We start from the raw sequence: 20,218 nt of genomic DNA, 5'->3' as shown, positions 1-20,218 counted from the left end.
CACCCGCCTCCTGCCGCGTCCTTCAAGTAAGTCTGAAATTCCAACTTACCGGGTGCCGGGGATGGCGGCGAGCAGCTCCCGCGTGTAGCCGTCGGCGGGACTGTCGAAGATCTCCGCCGCCGTGCCGCTCTCCACGATGCGCCCGCCGCGCATGACGTGCACCCGGTGGGAGATCATCCGCACCACGGCCAGGTCGTGGCTGATGAACAGGTAGCTCAGCCCCAGCTCCCGCTGCAGCTCGGCGAGCAGCTCCAGGATCTGCGCCTGCACCAGCACGTCCAGCGCCGAGACCGCCTCGTCGAGCACCACCAGCTCGGGCGAGAGCGCCAGGGCGCGGGCGATGGCCACCCGCTGGCGCTGCCCGCCGGACAGCTCGTGCGGCAGCCGCCCGGCCATCGAGGCGGGCAGCGACACCCGCTCCAGCAGCTCGGCGGCCCGCTTCTTCCGCTCGGCCGGGGTGCCGACGCGGTGCACGCGCAGCGGCTCGGTGATCGACTTCTCCACGGTGTAGTGGGGGTCGAGCGAGGCGTACGGGTTCTGGAAGACCGGCTGCACCCGCCTGCGGAAGGCGAACAGCTCGCGCCGCCCCAGCCCGGCCAGGTCGGTACCGTCGAAGCGGATGCTGCCCGCGGTGGGCTCGTCCAGGCCGAGCAGCAGGTTCGCGGTCGTGGACTTGCCCGAGCCGGACTCGCCCACGATCGAGACCGTCTGCCCGCGCGGGATCGAGAACGACACGCCGTCCACCGCCGTGAAGTCCGGGTCGCCGTCCCTGCCGGGGAACACCTTGCGCAGCCCCTCCACCACGACCAGGTCGGGCGCGTCGCGGGGCGGCTCGGACACCCGCGCCGACGACAGGCTCGGCACCGCGCCGAGCAGCCTGCGGGTGTACTCGTGCCCGGGGTCGCTCAGGATGCCCGCCGCCGGGCCGGTCTCCACGATCTCGCCCTTATACATGACCGCCACCTCGTCGGCACGCTCCGCCGCGAGCGCCAGGTCGTGCGTGATGAGGAAGACGGCCGTGCCCATCTCGGCGGTGAGCTGCTCGAGCTGGTCGAGAATGCGCCGCTGCACGGTCACGTCCAGGGCGGAGGTCGGCTCGTCGGCGATGAGCAGCTTGGGCCGGCAGGCCAGCCCCATCGCGATCAGCGCCCGCTGCCGCATGCCGCCGGAGAACTCGTGCGGGTACTGCCGGGCGCGCCGGCGCGGCTCCTGGATGCCCACCATGTCGAGCAGCTCGACCACCCGCTCGCGCGCCGCCTTGCCGCTCGCCAGGCCGTGCACCTCCAGCGCCTCGGCGATCTGGTCGCCGATGCGCATCAGCGGGTTCAGGTTCGACATCGGGTCCTGCGGGACCAGGCCGATGCCCGCGCCGCGGATCGCGGTCATCTCCCGCGCCGTCGCCTTGACCAGGTCGCGGCCGTCGAAGACGACCCGGCCGCCGGTGATGCGGCCATTGTCGGGCAGCAGCCGGTTGACCGCCGCCGCCGTGGTGGACTTGCCCGAGCCGGACTCGCCCACCACGGCGACGGTCTGGCCCGGCATGATGCGCATGGAGACGTTCCTGACGACGGTCACGTCCTGCTTACGGGTGCGGAAGGCGACGGAGAGGTCGTCGATCTCCAGGAGCGGGGTCGTCATGCGGTCCTCGATCGGTCTTCGACGGCCTGCAGCAGGCCGGCCCAGAGGGCGTCCGTGGGGGTGGGGGCGCCCTCGACGAGCAGGCGGTTGCTCGCCAGGGCCAGCACGATGTCGCGGCCGGGCACGAAACCGACCGCGCAGCCGACGTAGCCGGGGTGGCCGAGCACGGTGACCGTCTCGCCGGGCAGGTCGAGCGCGTACCTGCGAAAGCCCAGTGCCTGCTCGGGGTCCGGGCCGGGGGTGAAGAACTCCCGGACGACCTCGGGCCGCCACAGGTGGTCGTACTCCTCGTACCTGGCCATGGCGGTGGCGAACTTGAGCAGGTCGGGCACCGTCGAGAACAGGCCCGCGTGCCCCGACACGCCCTCGAAGGCGTGGAAGGCGTTGCCGTCGGCCACCTCGCCCAGCACCGGACCGGTGCGCCAGCCGGCGAAGTCGGCGCTGCGGTAGGGCACCGGATACGGGCGGCCGGTGTCCAGCATGGTCATCTCGACCCGGTCGTCCAGCGCGCTCATGGCGACCTCGGCCCCGGCCGGGCGGGCGTAGGTGGTGGAGGTCAGGCCGAGCGGCCGGGTGACCAGCTCGGCCAGCGCCCGGTCGAGACGCAGCCCGGTGACCGCGCCGACGATCCTGCCGAGCAGGATGAAGCCCAGGTCGGAGTAGTGGCGGGCGCGGCCGGGACGGTAGCGCGGCGGCGGCATGTCCGGCTTGATGTACAGCGGCCACCACTCCCACAGGCCGCCCCGGTGCAGCAGCAGCTCGCGCACCGTGATCGCCTCGTAGGAGCGCGGCAGGTACGCGCTGAGCGGCGCGTCCAGGTCCACCAGCCGGTCGGAGACCAGCCGGATGAGCATCGTGGTGGTGGCCATGACCTTGGTCACCGAGGCCAGGTCGTGGTAGGTCTCCAGCGTCATCCGCGCCAGGCACTCAAGGCCGTTCCCGGTGGCCTGCACGGTGCGGTGGCCGGTGACCTCGGTCAGCTCGAACCACGGCGTACGGGCCGCCATGACCAGGCCGGGCGGCGGCTCCGGCGCGGGCTCTCCGGGGCGTGGGGCGGTCGTCGCGGTCATCGGGTGAGCACCAGCGAGCGCGGCCCCTGCGCGAGCGGCGCGGGCAGCACCAGCGGCCCCGCACCGGGGGTGAGCGTGCCGAGGACGCGGGCGGCCGACGCGCCCGTGCCGCCCGGGACGGTGCCCGGCAGGCCGTGCGCGGTCAGCCAGCCGATCAGCGCGAACGCGATGGCCTCCTTGTCGTCGGAGGGCGCGCCGTACTCGTCGGAGCGCGCCACCCGCACGCCGGGCAGCGCGGCGCGCAGCCCCTCCATGATCACGGGGTTGCGGGCGCCGCCGCCGGAGACGACCAGCGCGCCCACCCCGGACGCGCGCGCGTCGCGGGCGACGGTCCGCACGGTCAGCTCGGTCAGCGTGGCCACCAGGTCGGCGTCGCCGACCGGCGCGGCGGTCCTGGCCAGGGCCTGTTCGACGTAGCCGAGGTGGAACAGCTCCTTGCCGGTGCTCTTGGGCGGCTCCAGCCGGTAGTACGGCTCGTCCAGCAGCACCGCCAGCAGCCCCTCGTGCACCCGCCCGGAGGCGGCGATGCGGCCGTCCTCGTCGAAGCCGCGCGGGTGCAGGCCCCGGCTCGTCACCACGGCGTCGATCAGGGCGTTGGCCGGGCCGATGTCGTAGGCGTACAGGTCCTGTCCAGGACCGCCGCGCACCACGGTCATGTTGGCGATGCCGCCCAGGTTGAGCGCCGCCGCGCCGCCCTCGTGCGCGCCGAGCAGCAGCCCGTCCAGCACCGACACCAGCGGCGCGCCGTGCCCGCCTGCGGTGATGTCCCTGATGCGCACGTCCGACAGCACGGGCGTGCCGGTGCGCTCGGCGATCCAGGCGGGCTGGCCGATCTGCAACGTGCCGCGCGCGTGCGCGCCCTCCACCCAGTGGTAGACGGTCTGGCCGTGCGAGACGATCAGGTCGACGGGCCCGCCCGCCTCGATCGCCCGCGCGGCGGCCTCGGCGAAGCTCTGCCCGATGAGCGTGTCCAGCTCGCACACCTCGGCCAGCGTGGCCGGCGCGGGCGGCAGCGCCGCGATCAGCCGCGCCCGCAGCTCGTCGGGGTACGGCGTGCTGGCGGTGTGGCCGAGGCGGCCTTCGAGCACACTCCCGACGAGCTCGAAGTCCACCACCGCCACGTCGATGCCGTCGTGCGAGGTGCCGGAGATCATCCCGAGGACCTTCATACGGTCTCTCCCAGCGCGACCCGCAGCCGCCCGCCCGCCGCGGCCAGCCGGGCCGCGGCGTCCTGCGGCGACAGGCCGAAGCGCGAGGCCACCACCGCCTGCTTGACGTTGAAGCCGTTGGCGTCCAGCGCGGCCAGCGCCTCCTCCCGGCCGGCCCCGGTGATCGCGCGGACCATGCGCACGGCGCGCTCGCGCAGCTTGCCGTTGCTGGCCTTCACATCGACCATCAGGTTGCCGTACGTCTTGCCGAGCCGCACCATCACGATCGTCGAGAACATGTTGAGCACGAGCTTCTGCGCGGTGCCCGCCTTGAGCCGGGTCGAGCCGCTGATCACCTCGGGCCCGACCAGCACCTCGATCGCGTGCTCGGCCGCCGCGCTCAGCGGGGTGCCCGCGTTGCACGACAGCCCGACGGTCAGCGCGCCCAGCTCGCGGGCCCGCCGCACGGCGGCCAGCACGTACGGGGTGCGCCCGCTGGAGGCGATCCCCACCACGGTGTCCAGCGGGCCGATGCCCGCCGCGTCGATGGCGGCGGCGCCGGCCTCCTCGTCGTCCTCGGCGCCCTCGCAGGGCGAGACGATCGCGCTCGCACCGCCCGCGATGATCGCGAAGACCTGTCCGGGCGGGGTGGAGAACGTCGGCGGGCACTCGGAGGCGTCCAGCACGCCCAGCCTGCCCGGGGTGCCCGCGCCCACGTAGACCAGCCGCCCGCCGGTCTCCATGCGGGCGGCGGCGGCCTCGATGGCGGCGGTGATGCTGGGCAGCGCCGTCTGCACCGCGCCGGGCACGGTGGCGTCCGCCGCGTTCATGGTGGCCGCCAGCTCGCCCACGCTCATGGTGTCGATGCCGGCGAAGCGCGGGTCGGCCGACTCGGTTGTCAGTTCGGAGAGATTCACCGCTTTCCTCAGGTTCCTCGGTGTCCGCGGTTTCTGGGGTCGAGAGTGTCGCGCAGGCCGTCGCCGAGCAGGTTGAGCCCGACCACGAGCAGCACGACGACCGCGCCTGGGGCGATCAGCGTCCACGGGGCGATGAACACCAGGCTGCGCGCCTCGAAGATCATCGAACCGAGCGACGGCGCGGGGGGCGGGGTGCCGAGCCCCAGGAAGCTCAGCGACGCCTCGGTCAGCACCGCCCACGACAGCGAGAGCGCCACCTGGACGACGATGATCGAGGTGATGTTCGGCAGCACGTGGCGCAGCATGATCTGCCAGCGGCTCTGGCCGGTCGAGACGGCCGCCTTGACGTACTCGATCTCCCTGAGCGAGAGCACGGGCCCGCGCGTCACCCGGATGAAGATCGGCACGTAGACGATCGCGATGGCCACGGCGATGGTGAACCAGTTGCGGTCCAGCACCGACGCCAGCGACAGCGCGAGCAGCAGCGGCGGGAACGCGAACAGCACGTTCGTCACCCCGCCGATCGCGCCGTCGGCCCAGCCCCGGTAGAAGCCCGACACCAGCCCGCCCAGCGTGCCCACCACGGTCGCGAACGCCACCGCGACGACCGCGATCAGCGCCGAGTTGCCGACGCCCGCGGCCACCCGGGAGAACACGTCGCGCCCGAACTGGTCGGTGCCGAACAGGTGCTCGCCCGACGGCCCCAGGAAGCGCGACGGCGGGTTCTGCGCGATCGGGTCGTAGGGCAGCAGGTCCAGGTACGACAGCACGGCCACGACGGCGAGCAGCGCCAGGATCACGATGCCCGCGACGGCGGCGGGACTGCGCCTCATGACGCCCTCACCCGCGGGTCGATCACCCGGTAGAGCAGGTCGGTCAGCAGGTTGACCAGCACGAACGCCAGCGCGATCACCAGTACGGTGCTCTGCACGACCGCGTACTCCTTCTGCTGGATGCCGAGCAGCACCTGCCGCCCGATGCCCGGCACGGAGAAGATCTGCTCCACCACGACCGCGCCGCCGAGCAGGTAGCCGAACTGCAGGCCGGTCATGGTGACGATGGGGACGAGCGCGTTGCCCAGCACGTGCCTGACCTGCAGCCGCCGCTCGGGCACGCCCTTGGCGCGGGCGGTGCGCACGAAGTCGTCCGAGCGCACCTCCAGCACCGCCGTACGGGTGGTGCGCAGGATCGGCGCCGCGATGCCGAAGCCCAGCACGAGCGCGGGCAGGAACATCTGCTGCAGGTTGAGCAGCGGATCCTCGGTGAAGGTGGCGAAGCCCTGCCCGTTGGGGTTGAACCCGAACGACGCGGCGAACACCGACAGCAGCGTGGTGGCCAGCAGGAACGCCGGGATCGACAGCCCGGCCAGGCTCACCACCTGGCCGGCGGCGTCGCGCAGCGAGTTCGTCCGCGAGGCGGCCAGCATGCCCAGCGGCACCCCGATCAGCAGCGCCAGCAGGATCGACAGCACGGCCAGCTCGAACGTCACCGGCAGCGCGTGCAGGGTCAGCTCCAGCACGCTCTGCTGGGAGCGGGCCGAGTAGCCGAAGTTGCCGGTGAACATGTTGCCGAGCCACGAGAAGAACTGCGTGACCAGCGGCTGGTCCAGCCCGTAGTACTGCTCCAGGGCCTGCCGCTGCGCCGGGGTGAGCGCGGCGGCCTCCGTGCCGAGCCCGGCGGTGATCTGGTCGCCGGGCAGCGCCCTGAGCATCACGAAGACCACCACGGCCACCCCGAACAGGATGCCGACGGTCTCCGCGACGCGGCGCAGCGCCCGGTTGCGTACGAACCTCATCGGTGGCGCCTCAGCCGACGGACGTCGTCCGCAGGTACTGCAGGGAGCCGCTGGCCATCGGCACGAAGCCCTGCACGTTCGACGTGGTCGCGGTGTAGGTGTAGCCGGCGAACAACCAGATCCAGGCCGCGTTGTCCTCGAGCTCGGCGGCGACCTGGTCGTAGATGGCCTTGCGCTCGGCCTGGTCGGTGGTGGCCTTGCCCTGCGCGAACAGCTTGTCCAGCGTGGGCGAGCTGTAGCCGGCGACCTTGTTGAGGTTGCCGTCGCTGGTGAAGTAGCGGCCGTAGGAGCCGTCGGGGTCGGGGCGGCCGCCGTTCAGCGCCACCGCCGCGTCGAAGTCGGCGGCGACCCAGCGGTCCACGTACGCGCCGGACTCCAGCACCTCCAGGTCCAGGTTGATCTTGGCCTCGGCGAGCTGGGCCTTGAGGTTCTGCGCCTCGTTGACGGAGGTGGCGTACTCGCCCTGGGAGACGATCGTCTTGACCGTCACGCCGCCGGACTTGCCGGCCTTGGCGAGGTAGTCGGCGGCCTTGGCCAGGTCGCGGGTGGGGCAGGGGCGCTTGTCCGGGTCCGACTTGAACGCGGGCGCGGTCATCGGGCCGGTCACCTCGCCCTCGCCGAGCGCGGCGGTGTCGAGCACCTGCTTGCGGTCGATCGCGCACTGGATGGCCAGGCGCACGTTGACGTCCTTCAGGTCGCCGCGCCGCGCGTTGAGCTGCAGGACGTGGTAGTTGAGCTGCGGCGTCTTGGTCACGGTGATCGTGCCGCCGCCCTCGGCGGTCTGCGCGACCAGCGGGTCGTTGAAGACCGCGAGCTGCACGTTGCCCGACTGCATGGCCGAGACGATGGACGACTCGTCGGGGATGACCCGGAACTCCACCGAGCCCACCTTCGGCTTCTCCGGGCCCCAGTACTTGTCGTTCCTGGTGAGCGTGATCGACTGGCTGGGCACCCGCTTGCCGAGCGTGAACGGGCCGGTGCCGTTGGGGGTGGTGGTGAGCTTCTCCTCGGTGTCGTCGGAGGAGAGCATGGCCATGTTGACGGTCGCCAGGTTGGCCGGCAGCGCGGCGTCGGGGCTCTTCAGCTCCAGCACCACGGTGTTCTCGTCGGGCGCCTTCACCGACTCGACCGACGACAGCGAGGCGCGGGCCACCGCCGCCGTCTTCTCGTCCATGATCTTCTCGAGAGATGCCTTGACGTCCTCGGAGCCGAACGCGCTGCCGTCGGCGAACGTCACGCCCTGGCGCAGCTTGAAGGTCAGCGTCTTGCCGTCCTTGCTCGTCTCCCACGACTCGGCGAGGCCGGGGACGACGTTGAGGTCCTTGTCGAACTCGGTGAGCGTGCCGTACAGGTTCTGCAGCACGTTGACGGCCGTGAACTGGGTGGCCTTCCAGGGGAAGAGCGTGTCGGGGTCGGAGGTGACGCCGACGACGAGCGAACCGCCGCCCTGGGCGTTCCCCGGCGCGGCGGCGGGGGTACCTCCGGAGGACGAGCAGGCGGTCAACGCGACGGACAGCGCAGCGGCGACGCCGACCGCGGAGAAGGCGCCACGGGGCATGTGCTCTCCTTGGTGCAGTAGGTCATAAAATTACACAGACCCTACCATCAGGGTATTTATTTTCCGTCGACGGGGATGAGTGATGACGGGCGAGGACGCCGAGACGCTGCTGATCCGGATCCGCGCGGCCATGCCCGCCCTGCGTCCTTCGGAGCGCCGCATCGCCGAGGAGTTCACCGAAGCCCCCGCCGCCGCGGCCAACCTGTCGATCGCCGAGCTGGCCGCCCGCTGCCAGACCTCCACGACCTCCGTCGTCCGCTTCTACCGCCGCATGGGCTACGCCCACTACCGGGACTTCAGGATCGACCTCACCCGGGCCGTCGCCAGGGAGGAGCTGGCCACCGCGAGCCTGCCCGAGGTCTCCGGCGACATCGACAGGAACGACAGCCTGGCCGGCATCGTCACCAAGGTCGCGATGAACGAGACGCTGTCCATCGCCGACACCGCGCGCTTCCTCGACATGGACGCCCTCGGCCGAGCCGTGGAGCTATTGCTCGGCGCCCGCAGGATCGACACCTTCGGCGTCGGCGCGAGCGCGCTCGTCGGGCTCGACCTGCAGCAGAAGCTCTCACGCATCGGGCGCACCGCCATCAACTGGCCAGACTCGCACTCGGCGTGGACCTCCGCCGCCACCCTCGGCCCCGGCTGCGTGGCGCTCGCGGTCTCCCACACCGGCGCCACCGTGGACACCGTCGAGTTCCTCGCCATCGCCGGCAAGGCGGGGGCCGCCACGATCGCGCTCACCAACTTCCGCGAGTCGCCGCTGGCCCGCGCGGCCGACGTGACGCTCACGACCGCCGCACGGGAGACCAGGTTCCGCTCCGGCGCGCTGGGCAGCCGCATCGCCCAGCTCATGGTGGTGGACTGCCTGTTCACCGGTGTCGCGCAGGCCTCCTACGACGAGTCGATGGAGGCGCTGCGCAACACGTACGCGGTGGTGCACGACCGGCGCGTCACGCGCGACTGAGCCCCCGTCCCGCTGCGAGAGCGCGCCGTCATCCCGGCGGCACTGTGCGCGTTCCTGGACCTCCGGGGAGCTGCACGGCATCTGCCGGGGTCACCTTTTCTGCGCGCCGGAGAGAGCTCGCCGGTCTTTCGCCCACCATTCGCCGTGACCTCCGATATCTTGCCCTTCGTGATCAACGGGCCTTCGCGCCGAGCCTTATTCGCCGGTACTCTCGCCGGCCTCGCCATGCCCGCGGCCACCTCGGCGGCCGCCCCGGCGAGCGCCGCCACGCTCGCGACCGCCGACACCGCCGCCGCGCGCGGCCGGCTGCCCGAGCGGCCGAACATCGTGCTCATCCTGGCCGACGACCTGGGATGGGGGGAGATCGGCAGCAACGGCCAGCGCGCCATCCGCACCCCCACTCTCGACCGCCTGGCCGCCGAGGGCGTGCAGTTCACCAGCGCCTATTCGGGGGCGCCGCTGTGCGCGCCGTCCCGCTGCGCGCTGCTCACCGGGCTGCACGCCGGGCACGGCACCGTACGCGAGAACCCCGCGGGCGGCCCGCAGCGCTCGCTGACCGCGGACGACCTCACCTTCGCCGAGCTGCTGCGGATGTCGGGCTACCGTACGGCGTGCATCGGCAAGTGGGGCTTCGGACCCGAGGACCCCGACCACGTCTCCCACCCGAACGCGCGCGGCTTCGACGAGTTCTACGGCTACATCGGGCACAAGCACGCCCACCAGTACTTCCCCAAGTACCTGTGGCACAACCGCGAGAAGGTGCGGCTGAACGGCGGCTCGTACGCGCCGCACCTGTTCCGCGAACGCGCCGTCGAGTTCATCAAGGACAGCGGCGACAGGCCGTTCCTGTTGTACTTCCCCACCAACCTGCCGCACGCCCCGAGCGCCGTCCCCGGCGATGCGGGACCGTACGAGAAGCGCCCGTGGAGCGGCCCCAACCGCCGGCACGCCGCGCAGGTGACCAGGCTCGACACCGACGTCGCCGCGCTCATCAGGGCGCTGCGCGACGCGGGCGTGGCCGAGCGCACGCTGGTGCTGTTCACCAGCGACAACGGCCCTCACCACGAGAAGGGCGTGACGCCGGAGCTGTTCAACAGCAACGGCCCCTACCGCGGCGACAAGCGCGACCTGTACGAGGGCGGCATCCGCGTCCCCATGATCGCCTGGTCGCCCGGCCTGCGGCACCGCGTGGTCAGGCGGCCGGTCGCGTTCTGGGACGTGCTGCCCACCCTGGCCGACCTCGCCGAGGTGCCGGTGCCCGCCCGCATCGACGGCCTGTCCTTCCGCGGCCTGCTCACCGGCGGCAGCGCGCCCGAGCACGACCACCTGGTGTGGAACCGGCCGCGCAAGATGCAGGCCATCCGCAAGGGCCGGTGGAAGGCGATCAGGTTCGACCCGCACATCGCCGGGGCCGGACCGCACGGCAGGATCGAGCTGTACGACCTGCGCACCGATCCGTACGAACGCAGGAATCTGGCCGCCGCCCGCCCCGACCTGGCGAAACAACTGCTGGCCAGGCTCGACCGGTCGATCGGCCCCGACCCGCGCCTGCCGTACGGGCTGCGCACGCAGGTGCGGGCCGGCGAGATCGTGGTGACCTTGCACAACGGCTCCGCCGAGCCCTGGCGCGACGTGCGGCTCAGCCTCGACGGCGAGCGGGGCGCGCGGTCGCGCAAGGTGGCGTCGCTGGCCCCCGGCATGTCGATCTCGGTGGGCTTCACGGTCCCGGCATCCGGCGGGATCACCGCGCGCGCCGACTTCAGGGCGGGCGGCAGGAAGCAGGTCTTCCGGCGCGCCCACCGGGCGCTCACCACCGGCTGACCTCCAGGGACACCTCACCTGGACGGCAGCACACTCTGATGACGAAGAGTGATGACGCAACTACAGATAGTTGACATTCTGGTGACCAGGACACTCCTGCGAGAAGAGGAACGTATGAACCTGGTCACCAGAGCCGAATGGGGCGCCAAGAAGCCGACCAGCCCCTACACCCGCCTGCGGGCGACCAAAGGCGTGAAGATCCACTACACCGGCGGCGCGGTGCCCGCCGACCTCGCCGAGCCCGCGAACCACGACCGCTGCGCCGGCATCGTCCGCGACATCCAGCGCATGCACATGTCGGGCGGACGCGGCGAGCGCTACATCGACCTCGGCTACAACATGGTGTGCTGCCCCCACCGGCACACCTTCGCCGGGCGCGGCCCGCACGCCCTGCCGGCCGCCAACGGCGCGGGGCTCAACTCCGGCCACTACGCGGTGCTCGCGCTGGTCGGCAGCTCCGGGCTGACCGAGCCCAACGACGACCTGCTGCACGCCCTGGTGGACGCCATCGAATACCTGCGCGAGCACGGCGACGCCGGCCCCGAGGTCAAGGGGCACCGCGACGGCTACAGCACCTCCTGCCCCGGCGACCCGCTCTACCGCTGGGTCAAGGCCGGGGCGGAGCGCCCTTGACGTCCCCGGCGGAGCCAGACAGGTCTCAGACCAGCCGGCCCACGTGGGCCAGCGCCTGCTTGAGCAGCACGCCCTGACCGTTCGCCATCTCCTGCTGCACCATCGGCGAGGCCGCCTCCTCCGGTGTGAACCACACCAGGTCGAGCGCGTCCTGCCGGGGCCTGCAGTCACCGGCCACCGGCACGATGTAGGCCAGCGAGACCGCATGCTGGCGCGGGTCGTGGTAGGGGGTGACGCCGGGCGTCGGGAAGTACTCGGCCACCGTGAACGGCTGCGGCGAGGCCGGGATGCGCGGGAGCGCCACGGGACCCAGATCCTTCTCCAGGTGACGCATGAGGGCGTCGCGGATCCGCTCGTGGTGCAGCACCCGGCCGGAGACCAGCGCCCGGCTGACCGTGCCGTCCGACAGGATGCGCAGCAGCAGGCCGACGTGGGTGACCACACCGGTGTCATCGACGCGCACCGGCACGGCGTCGATGTAGAGGATCGGCATCCTGCCCCGCACCGACTCCAGTTCCTCGGGTGCGAGCCAGGCGGGCGTCGTCTCGGTCTTTTCGGTCATCTGCTGATCGTAAGGCCGGCCGGCTCAGCGCCGTACCGTGGCCTTGCCCCACAGGACGGCCTGCGGCGGGGTCCGGCCCGCCAGCCACGAGGCCGTGCAGACGACGAGCACGATGCCGAAGAACGGCAGATACTCCGCGACTTTCCGCTTCATCTGAGGTCACGCTCCGCTTTCGCCTTGGCCAGCCGCCTGCGCTGCGGCTGGACGGTGTAGCGGGGATCGCGAGCCGACTCCATCCCCGCCTGGAAGATCCCGAACCGGGTGCACGCCGACCCGGCCAGCAGCGCCGCGCCCGCCGCCATCGCCGCGACCCTGCTGCGCCGGCCCACGGTCGCCCCCGCCACCGCGCCCGCCAGCGACAGCGCCTCGCCCAGGCGCAGCAGCCTGCTGCGCTTGAGCGGCTCGGCCAGCGGGCCGAGACGGCGCTCCATCCGCAGGGCGGCCACGCACTCCACCGCCGCGCCCAGCAGCGCCACCCGCCGGGCCGGCGCCGCCTCCTCCAGCGGCGCGGCCAGCAGGCCGAGCCCGCCCGCCGCCGCCGTCGCCGACCCGGCGAACAGGAACGGCATCTCCCGGTGGCCCTCGTGCCAGGCCGGCACCGCCGTGTCGCAGATCAGCGCCGCCGTGTACGTCGCCACCGCCGGCCCCACCAGCCCCGCGCCGACGGTGGCCGCCCTGCCCGCGCCCGGCGCGACGCCGGTGACGTCGCAGGCCGCCGCGAGCCCGGCCTGCGGGCCGTACGCGGTGAGTATCCAGGTGCCGACGCTCATCGGCGAGGTCACCTTGAACACCCGCAGCATGTTGACGAACCGCTCGGGCCTGCCCAGGTCGTGGATGAGCGCGTACAGCGAGCCGCCCAGCGCGCACAGCGCCCCCACCTTGCCCGCCCTGGCCAGGCCCGGCCTGCCGGTCAGCTCGGCGGCCGCGGCCAGCGTGGACGACGCGCCCGCCAGGCCGCCGAGGAACAGGTAACCGGCGATGTCGGGGGCCTGCCAGGTCGGCTCCTTCAGCACCGGCCGCCCGTAATAGGAGTCGAACTCCGCCTTCGGCACCAGCAGCCGTTCGCGCCTGCGGCCCGCCGAGCCCGGCGTGGCCTCCCGTTCACTGCGCAGCTCCGCCGAGCCGTCCATCCGCACGTCTGTCTGGCTCATCCGCGCCGCCCCCGTCGCATCCGCTCTTCGTCGAAAAGATCCGCCGTCACCTGCGCCGCTCCCGTCGCGTCCGCTCGCCTCGCGAAGAGTCCCGCCGGAAGGTCCGCCGTCACCTGCGCCGCCCCTTCCACGTCAGCGCCGCCACGCCCGCCAGCAGGCCGAGCGCCGCCACGCCCACGTGCCGCCACATCGCCGGCAGGTCCCTGGTCGTCACCACCGGGTCGGGCGGCAGGCCGTACACCTCGGGCTCGTCGAGCAGCAGGAAGAACGCGCCCGTGCCGCCCACGCCGTCGCCTGTGTCGTGGCCGTACAGGCGGGCGGAGGTGGTGCCCGCCTCATGAAGCTGCGCCAGCCGCCGCTCGGCGCGCTCGCGCAGCTCGTCGAGGTCGCCGAACTGGATCGAGTCCGTCGGGCAGGTCTTGGCGCAGGCCGGCTCCTGCCCGGCTCCGAGCCGGTCGTAGCACATCGTGCACTTGGCCGCCGTGCCGCTGCTCTCGCGCTTGCCGATCACCCCGAACGGGCAGGCAGGCACGCAGTAGCCGCAGCCGTTGCAGACGTCCTCCTGCACCACCACCGTGCCGAACTCGGTGCGGAACAGCGACCCCGTCGGGCACACGTCCAGGCAGGCCGCGTGCGTGCAGTGCTTGCACACGTCGGAGGCCATCAGCCAGCGGAAGTCCATGTCGCCGACGCCCGGCTCCTGGTGGCCGAGCGGCCGCCGCTGCTCGACGAACGCCACGTGCCGCCAGGTGTCGGCGCCCAGCCCTGCCGTGTTGTCGTAGGACATGCCGGTGAACTCCATGCCGTCGTCCGGCACGGCGTTCCACTCCTTGCAGGCCACCTCGCACGCCTTGCAGCCGATGCAGATGCTGGTGTCGGTGAAGAAGCCGACGCGCCGCCCGTCGAGCTGCTCCCTCAGGTCGAAGGCCACCGCCTCACACCTCCGTTCCGGTACGGGCGTCGATCCCGGCCCGCCGCTGGTACGACCTGACCAGCTCGGGCAGCGCGGGCCCCCGTGGCCGCCGCCCCGGGCGGATGTCCGCCGACAGCGCCTTGACCTCCTGGATGTGGGAGTTGGGGTCGAGCGAGATCGACGACAGCTCGTTGGCCGCGTCGCCGGTGACGAGACCGTTGGGCCCGAAGTGGAACGGCAGCCCGATCTGGTGCAGCACCCGCCCGTTCAGGCGCAGCGACGGGATGCGGTCGGTGACCAGCACCCGGGCCTCGATGGCGTTGCGCGCCGTGATGATCGTCGCCCAGTCGCCGTGCACCAGGCCGCGCTCGGCGGCCAGCGCGGGGGAGACCTCGCAGAACATCTCCGGCTGCAGCTCCGACAGGTACGGCGTGAACCGGCTCATGCCCCCCGCCGTGAAGTGCTCGGTCAGCCGGTACGTCGTCACCACGTACGGGTAGACCGACGACCCCGGCTCGTCCCCGCTCGGCTGGTAGCGGTTGTGCTCGTGCGGATAGACCTTGCGCACCGGGCTGCGCTGCCGGCCGTACAGCGGGTTGGCGACCGGCGAGTCCTGCGGCTCGTAGTGGGTGGGCAGCGGCCCGTCCACCACCCCGTTCGGCGCGAACAGCCAGCCCTTGCCGTCGGCCTGCATGATGAACGGGTCGATGCCCGACAGCGCCTCCACACCCTGCGCGCCGGGCGGCGGCCGGTAGCCGGGGCTCTTGTCCGCCTCGAAGTCCGGCACGTCGTATCCGGTCCAGCGCTGCGCCTCGGCGTCCCACCACACCAGCCGCTTGCGCTCGCTCCACGGGGTGCCGTCGGGCTTGGCCGAGGCGCGGTTGTAGAGGATGCGCCGGTTGGCGGGCCAGGCCCACGCCCACTCGGCGGAGATCCAGTTCTGCTCGGACGCCGGCTTGCGCCGGGCCGCCTGGTTGACGCCGTCGGCGTACACGCCGCAGTAGATCCAGCAGCCGCAGGCGGTGGAGCCGTCGTCCTTGAGCGCGTGATAGCCGGGCAGCGGCCGGCCGCGCTCGTCCCAGCCGTTGATCTCGGCCAGCACGGCCTCGGCCGACGGCTCCTCCGTCTCGCCCTCGGTCGGGTAGTCCCAGGTGAGGTCGAGCACGGGCGCGTCCATCGGGTCGGTCGAACCGGCCAGCTTCTCCCTGATGATGCGGCCGAGGTGGTACATGAACCACAGGTCGCTGCGGGCGTCGCCCTGCGGCTCGACCGCCTGGTGATGCCACTGCAGCAGCCGGTTGGTGTTGGTGAAGCTGCCGTTCTTCTCGGTGTGGCTCGCCGCCGGCAGGAAGAACACCTCGGTGCGGATGTCCTCGGTCTTCAGCTCGCCCGTCTCGATCTCCGGGCCGTCCTTCCACCAGGTGGCGCTCTCGATCAGGCTGAAGTCGCGCACCACCAGCCAGTCGAGGTTGGCCATGCCGAGCCGCTGCATCTTCGCGTTGGCCGAGCCGACCGCCGGGTTCTCGCCAAGCAGGATGTAGCCCTTGCAGGTGCCCTCGAGCTGCGCGAGCACGGTGTCGTACGTGCTGTGCGAGCCGGTCAGCCGGGGCAGCCAGCCGAAGCGGAAGTCGTTGTCCGGCTGCGCCGAGTCGCCCCACCACGCCTTGAGCAGGCTGATGAGGTAGGCGGGCATGTTGGCCCAGAAGCCCTTATGCGGGGCGTCGGCCAGCAGGAAGTCGCGCAGCCGCTCGTTCTCGTGCGCGTGCGGCATCGGGATGTAGCCCGGCAGCAGGTTGAACAGCGTCGGGATGTCGCTCGACCCCTGGATGCTGGCGTGCCCGCGCAGCGCCTGGATACCCCCGCCCGGCCGGCCGATGTTGCCGAGCAGCAGCTGCAGGATGCTCGCCGTCCTGATGAACTGCGAGCCGTCGCTGTGCTGCGTCCAGCCGACCGCGTAGACGAACTCCGAGGTCTTGTCCGGCCCCGAGTTCTCCGTCAGATGCCGGCACACCTGCTCGAACAGGTGGCGCGGCACCCCGCACACCCGCTCGACCATCTCCGGCGTGTAGCGGGCGAAGTGGCGGCGCAGCACCTGCAGCACGCAGCGCGGGTGGCGCAGCGTCTCGTCGCGCTCGGGCACGCCGTCGAGCGGCATCCCGGCGCTGCCCTGCACCTCGGGGCGGCCCGGCGGGGTGCGGCCCTCGCGCCGGTCGAAGTCCTCGTCCCTGTCGCCCGACGCGGCGACCGTGGACATGCCCTCGTACTGCCAGGAGTCGGTGTCGTAGGTGCGGCTCTCCTCGGCGAAGCCGGAGAACAGGCCGTCGAGGTCCTCGGCGTCGCGGAAGTCCTCGCGCAGGATGGTCGCCGCGTTGGTGTAGTTGAGCACGTACTCGTGGAAGTACAGCTCGTTCTCCAGGACGTGGTTGATGATCGCGCCGAGGAACGCCACGTCGGAGCCCGCTCTGATGGGCACGTGCAGGTCGGCCAGCGCGCTCGTCCTGGTGAAGCGCGGATCGACGTGGATGACGACCGCGCCGCGCGCCTTGGCCTCCATCACCCACTGAAAGCCCACCGGGTGGCACTCGGCGAAGTTCGAGCCCTGGATGACGATGCAGTCGGCGTGCTGCAGGTCCTGCATGAACGTGGTGGCACCGCCGCGCCCGAACGACGTGCCGAGCCCCACCACGGTCGAGCTGTGGCAGACGCGCGCCTGGTTCTCGATCTGCACCACGCCGAGCGCCGTCAGCAGCTTCTTGATGAGGTAGTTCTCCTCGTTGTCGAGGGTCGCGCCGCCCAGGCTGGCGATGCCCATGGTGCGCGAGGTCCGCCGGCCGTCCTTCTCCTGCTCCCAGGTCGCGCGGCGGGTCGCGATGATCCGGTCGGCGATCATGTCCATGGCCGTGGCCAGGTCGATCTCCTGCCAGTCCGCCCCGCCCGGCGGCCGGTAGAGCGCCTTGTGCATGCGGCCGGGCCCGGTGGTGAGCTGCAGGCTGGCCGCGCCCTTCGGGCACAGCCGGCCCAGGCTGATGGGGGAGTCGGGGTCGCCCTCGATCTGGATGACCTTCTCATCCCGGACGTAGACGTTCTGGCCGCAGCCCACCGCGCAGTACGGGCAGACCGACTTGACCACCCGGTCCGCCGTCGCCGTGCGGGCCTTCAGCGTCTCCGTCCTCGCCGACTTGGCCGCCGGCCCCCGTGCCGTGCGGTCCGCCCCCGTGAGCTGCCGCAGCAGCGGCCACGCGAGATCCATGGCATCCCCCCGATGTCCCCGGCCCGAGTCCTGCCCGGGACGAGCGGGGGGAAAACCGGCAGGTCACAACGGCCGGGACGATCTCCCGGCTCCTGGTAGAAACAGGTCAGAACAGCCGGGAGGCCGCCTCGTCCCAGGCGCGCAGGTCGCCGGAGGGCTCGTAGCGGCGCAGCGGCTGGGTCTCGGCGACCAGCGCCCGCATCTCGCCGAGGCCGGAGACCAGCCCGGCCGAGCGCGCCTGCACCAGCACGTTGCCGAACGTGGTCGCCTCCGCCGGCCCGGCCACCACCGGCAGCCCGCAGGCGTCGGCGGTGAACTGGCACAGCAGCTCGTTACGCGACCCGCCGCCGACCAGGTGCACCACCTCGACGTCGCGGCCGGACAGCTCCATCGCCTGCCGCACCGCCCGCCGGTGGCCGATCGCCAGGCTCTCCAGCACGCACCGCACGTACCCGGCGGGGGAGGCGGGCGGGCGCTGCCCGGTGCGGCGGCACTCGGCGGCGATCCTGCCCGGCATGTCGCCCGGCGGCAGGAAGACCGGCTCGTCGGGGTTGACGACGGCGGCGAACGCCGGCTCCTTCGCCGCGGCGGCCAGCAGCTCGCCCAGGTCGGCGCCCGGCCAGGCGCGCAGGCACTCCTGTAGCAGCCACAGGCCCATGACGTTGCGCAGGTAGCGTACGGTGCCGTCGATGCCGGCCTCGTTGGTGAAGTTCGCGGCCCGGCTCTCGGGGGTGAGCACGGGCTCCGGCAGCTCGACCCCGGCCAGCGACCACGTGCCGCAGGAGATGTAGGCGAACGCGGGGCCGGTGGCGGGCACGGCGGCCACGGCGGAGGCGGTGTCGTGCGAGCCGACCGCCATGACGGGGGCCGACCAGCCGATCTCGGCGGCCACGTCGGGCCGCAGCCCGCCCGCCTCGTCGCCCGGCTGCCGCAGCGGCGGCAGGATCCCCGAGGGCAGGCCGAGCTGCTTGACCAGCGGTAACGCCCACGACCTCGTGCGCACGTCGAGCAGGCCCGTGGTGGAGGCGTTGGTCACCTCGGCGCCGATCTCGCCGGTCAGCCAGTAGCCGATCAGGTCGGGGATCAGCAGCATCGTGGCGGCGCCGTCGAGCCGGTCGGCCAGGAGCTGGTAAAGGGTGTTGAACGGCAGCACCTGCAGGCCGTTGACGTCGTAGAGCGCCTCCGCGCCGACCTCGGCGGCCACCCGCTCGGGCACGCCGGCGGTGCGGTCGTCGCGGTAGTGCACCGGGTTGCCCAGCATCCGGCCGGACTCGTCGAGCAGCGCGTAGTCGACGGCCCAGGAGTCGATGCCGATCGAGGAGACCGGGCCCGCCTCGCGCAGCCCGGCCAGGATCTCCCGGTACAGGCCGAGCACGTCCCAGTAGAGGCGGCCGGCCACGCGTACGGGGCCGTTGGGGAAACGGTGCGCCTCGGTCAGCGTCAGGCCGTCGGACAGATCGGCGAGCATCACCCGCCCGCTGGAGGCGCCCAGGTCCACGGCGGCGAATCGATGACTGGTGCTGCTGGTCATGCGGTCCTCGGCGTTCTCGGCGTTCCTGGCGTCCCTGGCGTCCCTGGCGTGCGGCTCATTGGGTGGACTCCCTGGCGACGAGCTCCGGCTGGAACATGATGTGCTGGTGCGCGTGCGTGTCGGGGTTGTCGCACTCGTCCAGCAGCAGCTCGGTGGCGATGCGCCCGAGCTGGTACGTCGGCTGCCGCATCGAGGTGAGCGACACCGTCGAGGCGGCGGCGAAGTCGATGTCGTCGTAGCCCATCAGCACGACGTCCTCGGGCACCCGCACCCCCGAGCGCAGCAGCGCGCGCAGCACGCCGAGCGCGAGCAGGTCGTTGGCGCAGAAGATCGCCTCGGGCAGCCCGTCCGCGACCAGCTCACCCGCCGCCTTCTCGCCCGCCTTGGCGGTCATCGTGGCGGCCTCGACCACCCGCAGGCCGGCGGGGTCGAGCCCGGCGGCGGTCATGGCCATCTTGGCGCCCTCGCGGCGCTCGACGCACTGCCGGATGGTCAGCGGCCCGGTCACGTACGCCAGGCTCCGCGCGCCCTTGCCCAGCAGGTGGGCCACGGCCGCGCGGCCGCCCGCGACGTCGTCCACGGCCACCGCGCACTGGTCGGGGCGGTGGGCGGGATGGTCGACCAGCACCACGCTGATGCCGTGCTCGCGCAGCCGGTCGAGCCTGGCCGGGTCCTCGCCCGACGGCGTGATGAGCACGCCGCGCACGCGTTGCTCGGCCAGCACGCGCAGGTTGCGGTCCTCCTTGTCGGTGGAGCCCGCCGAGTTGCCGAGGATCACCGCGTAGCCGAGCTCGCTGGCCACGTCCTCGACACCGGCGGCGACCTCGGTGAAGAACGGGTTGCCGATGTCGATCACGCTCAGGCCGATCGTCCTGCTGTGCCCGGCGCGCAGCGTGGAGGCCGAGCCGTGCCGGACGAACCCCAGCTCGCTGATGGCGGCCTCGACCCGCTCGCGCGTGGCCGGCGCGACTTTGCCCGGCCGGTTCAGTACGTTGGAGACCGTGCCCGGGGAGACGCCGGCGAGCGCGGCGACGTCCTTGATGCTGACCATGGCCATGAAGACCAATTAAAACGTACAAACGGACGCTTGGCCAGTCACACCACCGGTAGGAGCCCGGTTCCCCTTCGCAGAACGCCGCCCATTGGGCAGTGAGATGAAAAACGTTCAACTGCAGACGCTCCGCAGCGTGGCTCGGCGTGCCTGAGTGACCGCTCAGGGTCGCCCCGCGCCGCCCGAACCCCCGCCTGAGCAGCGGAGACCGGT

General features: G+C 72.2%; 17 protein-coding genes. 3 read left to right on the top strand and 14 right to left on the bottom strand.

Features of this window, described 5'->3' with window-relative positions:
* Window positions 1-45: 45 nt before the first annotated feature.
* The 7 genes from AB0K67_RS39195 to AB0K67_RS39165 are packed head-to-tail and all read right to left on the bottom strand — an operon-like array spanning window position 46 to window position 8,126.
* Complete coding sequence (locus tag AB0K67_RS39195; protein WP_364070354.1) at window positions 46-1,638, bottom strand: ABC transporter ATP-binding protein; 1,593 nt, start codon at window positions 1,636-1,638, stop codon at window positions 46-48.
* Window positions 1,635-2,708: a serine hydrolase domain-containing protein gene (locus tag AB0K67_RS39190; protein WP_364070351.1), complete on the bottom strand. Its 1,074-nt coding sequence runs from the start codon at window positions 2,706-2,708 to the stop codon at window positions 1,635-1,637. Before AB0K67_RS39190 ends, AB0K67_RS39195 begins: the two co-directional genes overlap by 4 nt.
* Window positions 2,705-3,877, bottom strand: a complete 1,173-nt coding sequence (locus AB0K67_RS39185; RefSeq protein WP_364070348.1) for an anhydro-N-acetylmuramic acid kinase — start codon at window positions 3,875-3,877, stop codon at window positions 2,705-2,707. The genes AB0K67_RS39190 and AB0K67_RS39185 overlap by 4 nt, the downstream gene beginning before the upstream one ends.
* On the bottom strand, window positions 3,874-4,773 hold the full coding sequence (gene murQ / locus AB0K67_RS39180; protein WP_364070345.1) for an N-acetylmuramic acid 6-phosphate etherase: 900 nt from the start codon (window positions 4,771-4,773) through the stop codon (window positions 3,874-3,876). The genes AB0K67_RS39185 and murQ overlap by 4 nt, the downstream gene beginning before the upstream one ends.
* 8 nt (window positions 4,774-4,781) lie before the next feature.
* Window positions 4,782-5,606: an ABC transporter permease gene (locus AB0K67_RS39175; RefSeq protein ID WP_364070342.1), complete on the bottom strand. Its 825-nt coding sequence runs from the start codon at window positions 5,604-5,606 to the stop codon at window positions 4,782-4,784.
* Window positions 5,603-6,568, bottom strand: coding sequence for an ABC transporter permease (locus AB0K67_RS39170; RefSeq protein ID WP_364070340.1), 966 nt, complete (start codon window positions 6,566-6,568; stop codon window positions 5,603-5,605). The genes AB0K67_RS39175 and AB0K67_RS39170 overlap by 4 nt, the downstream gene beginning before the upstream one ends.
* Window positions 6,569-6,578: 10 nt before the next feature.
* Window positions 6,579-8,126 (bottom strand): ABC transporter substrate-binding protein, encoded by a 1,548-nt coding sequence (locus tag AB0K67_RS39165; protein ID WP_364070337.1) that lies wholly within the window; start codon window positions 8,124-8,126, stop codon window positions 6,579-6,581.
* An 82-nt stretch (window positions 8,127-8,208) separates the two neighbouring features.
* On the opposite strand from AB0K67_RS39165, the gene AB0K67_RS39160 reads away from it, so the two are divergent.
* From AB0K67_RS39160 to AB0K67_RS39150, 3 genes are all read left to right on the top strand, one after another.
* Complete coding sequence (locus AB0K67_RS39160) at window positions 8,209-9,093, top strand: MurR/RpiR family transcriptional regulator (protein WP_364070335.1); 885 nt, start codon at window positions 8,209-8,211, stop codon at window positions 9,091-9,093.
* 225 nt (window positions 9,094-9,318) lie between these two features.
* Complete coding sequence (locus AB0K67_RS39155; protein WP_364070333.1) at window positions 9,319-10,914, top strand: arylsulfatase; 1,596 nt, start codon at window positions 9,319-9,321, stop codon at window positions 10,912-10,914.
* Window positions 10,915-11,028: 114 nt separating this feature from the next.
* Window positions 11,029-11,547, top strand: a complete 519-nt coding sequence (locus AB0K67_RS39150; RefSeq protein WP_364070330.1) for a peptidoglycan recognition family protein — start codon at window positions 11,029-11,031, stop codon at window positions 11,545-11,547.
* A 25-nt stretch (window positions 11,548-11,572) separates the two neighbouring features.
* Here AB0K67_RS39150 and AB0K67_RS39145 read toward each other — a convergent pair whose 3' ends face one another.
* From AB0K67_RS39145 to AB0K67_RS39115, 7 genes are all read right to left on the bottom strand, one after another.
* Window positions 11,573-12,109 carry an NUDIX hydrolase family protein gene (locus AB0K67_RS39145; protein ID WP_364070328.1) on the bottom strand — a complete coding sequence of 179 codons (537 nt, stop codon included), beginning with the start codon at window positions 12,107-12,109 and terminating at the stop codon, window positions 11,573-11,575.
* A gap of 24 nt (window positions 12,110-12,133) precedes the next feature.
* A complete protein-coding gene (locus AB0K67_RS39140) occupies window positions 12,134-12,262 on the bottom strand; it encodes a hypothetical protein (RefSeq protein ID WP_364070326.1) in 129 nt (42 codons plus the stop codon).
* On the bottom strand, window positions 12,259-13,260 hold the full coding sequence (nrfD, locus tag AB0K67_RS39135; protein ID WP_364070323.1) for an NrfD/PsrC family molybdoenzyme membrane anchor subunit: 1,002 nt from the start codon (window positions 13,258-13,260) through the stop codon (window positions 12,259-12,261). Before nrfD ends, AB0K67_RS39140 begins: the two co-directional genes overlap by 4 nt.
* A gap of 109 nt (window positions 13,261-13,369) precedes the next feature.
* Window positions 13,370-14,191 carry a 4Fe-4S dicluster domain-containing protein gene (locus AB0K67_RS39130; protein ID WP_364070321.1) on the bottom strand — a complete coding sequence of 274 codons (822 nt, stop codon included), beginning with the start codon at window positions 14,189-14,191 and terminating at the stop codon, window positions 13,370-13,372.
* Window positions 14,192-14,195: 4 nt separating this feature from the next.
* Complete coding sequence (gene fdh / locus AB0K67_RS39125; RefSeq protein WP_364070319.1) at window positions 14,196-17,423, bottom strand: formate dehydrogenase; 3,228 nt, start codon at window positions 17,421-17,423, stop codon at window positions 14,196-14,198.
* A gap of 106 nt (window positions 17,424-17,529) precedes the next feature.
* A complete protein-coding gene (locus AB0K67_RS39120; protein ID WP_364070317.1) occupies window positions 17,530-18,954 on the bottom strand; it encodes a rhamnulokinase family protein in 1,425 nt (474 codons plus the stop codon).
* Window positions 18,955-19,009: 55 nt separating this feature from the next.
* Window positions 19,010-20,011 (bottom strand): substrate-binding domain-containing protein, encoded by a 1,002-nt coding sequence (locus AB0K67_RS39115; protein WP_364070314.1) that lies wholly within the window; start codon window positions 20,009-20,011, stop codon window positions 19,010-19,012.
* Window positions 20,012-20,218 lie beyond the last annotated feature (207 nt).

Source organism: Nonomuraea sp. NPDC052634 (genome assembly GCF_040678535.1).
GTDB lineage: Bacteria > Actinomycetota > Actinomycetes > Streptosporangiales > Streptosporangiaceae > Nonomuraea > Nonomuraea fastidiosa.
This window is presented reverse-complemented; position numbering and strand designations above follow the sequence as displayed.

Coding starts and splice junctions, on each gene's coding strand:
- AB0K67_RS39195 (WP_364070354.1), bottom strand. CDS start 1,638: ATGACGACCCCGCTCCTGGAGATCGACGACCTCTCCGTCGCCTTCCGC.
- AB0K67_RS39190 (WP_364070351.1), bottom strand. CDS start 2,708: ATGACCGCGACGACCGCCCCACGCCCCGGAGAGCCCGCGCCGGAGCCG.
- AB0K67_RS39185 (WP_364070348.1), bottom strand. CDS start 3,877: ATGAAGGTCCTCGGGATGATCTCCGGCACCTCGCACGACGGCATCGAC.
- AB0K67_RS39175 (WP_364070342.1), bottom strand. CDS start 5,606: ATGAGGCGCAGTCCCGCCGCCGTCGCGGGCATCGTGATCCTGGCGCTG.
- AB0K67_RS39170 (WP_364070340.1), bottom strand. CDS start 6,568: ATGAGGTTCGTACGCAACCGGGCGCTGCGCCGCGTCGCGGAGACCGTC.
- AB0K67_RS39165 (WP_364070337.1), bottom strand. CDS start 8,126: ATGCCCCGTGGCGCCTTCTCCGCGGTCGGCGTCGCCGCTGCGCTGTCC.
- AB0K67_RS39160 (WP_364070335.1), top strand. CDS start 8,209: ATGACGGGCGAGGACGCCGAGACGCTGCTGATCCGGATCCGCGCGGCC.
- AB0K67_RS39155 (WP_364070333.1), top strand. CDS start 9,319: ATGCCCGCGGCCACCTCGGCGGCCGCCCCGGCGAGCGCCGCCACGCTC.
- AB0K67_RS39150 (WP_364070330.1), top strand. CDS start 11,029: ATGAACCTGGTCACCAGAGCCGAATGGGGCGCCAAGAAGCCGACCAGC.
- AB0K67_RS39145 (WP_364070328.1), bottom strand. CDS start 12,109: ATGACCGAAAAGACCGAGACGACGCCCGCCTGGCTCGCACCCGAGGAA.
- AB0K67_RS39140 (WP_364070326.1), bottom strand. CDS start 12,262: ATGAAGCGGAAAGTCGCGGAGTATCTGCCGTTCTTCGGCATCGTGCTC.
- nrfD (WP_364070323.1), bottom strand. CDS start 13,260: ATGAGCCAGACAGACGTGCGGATGGACGGCTCGGCGGAGCTGCGCAGT.
- fdh (WP_364070319.1), bottom strand. CDS start 17,423: ATGGATCTCGCGTGGCCGCTGCTGCGGCAGCTCACGGGGGCGGACCGC.
- AB0K67_RS39120 (WP_364070317.1), bottom strand. CDS start 18,954: ATGACCAGCAGCACCAGTCATCGATTCGCCGCCGTGGACCTGGGCGCC.
- AB0K67_RS39115 (WP_364070314.1), bottom strand. CDS start 20,011: ATGGCCATGGTCAGCATCAAGGACGTCGCCGCGCTCGCCGGCGTCTCC.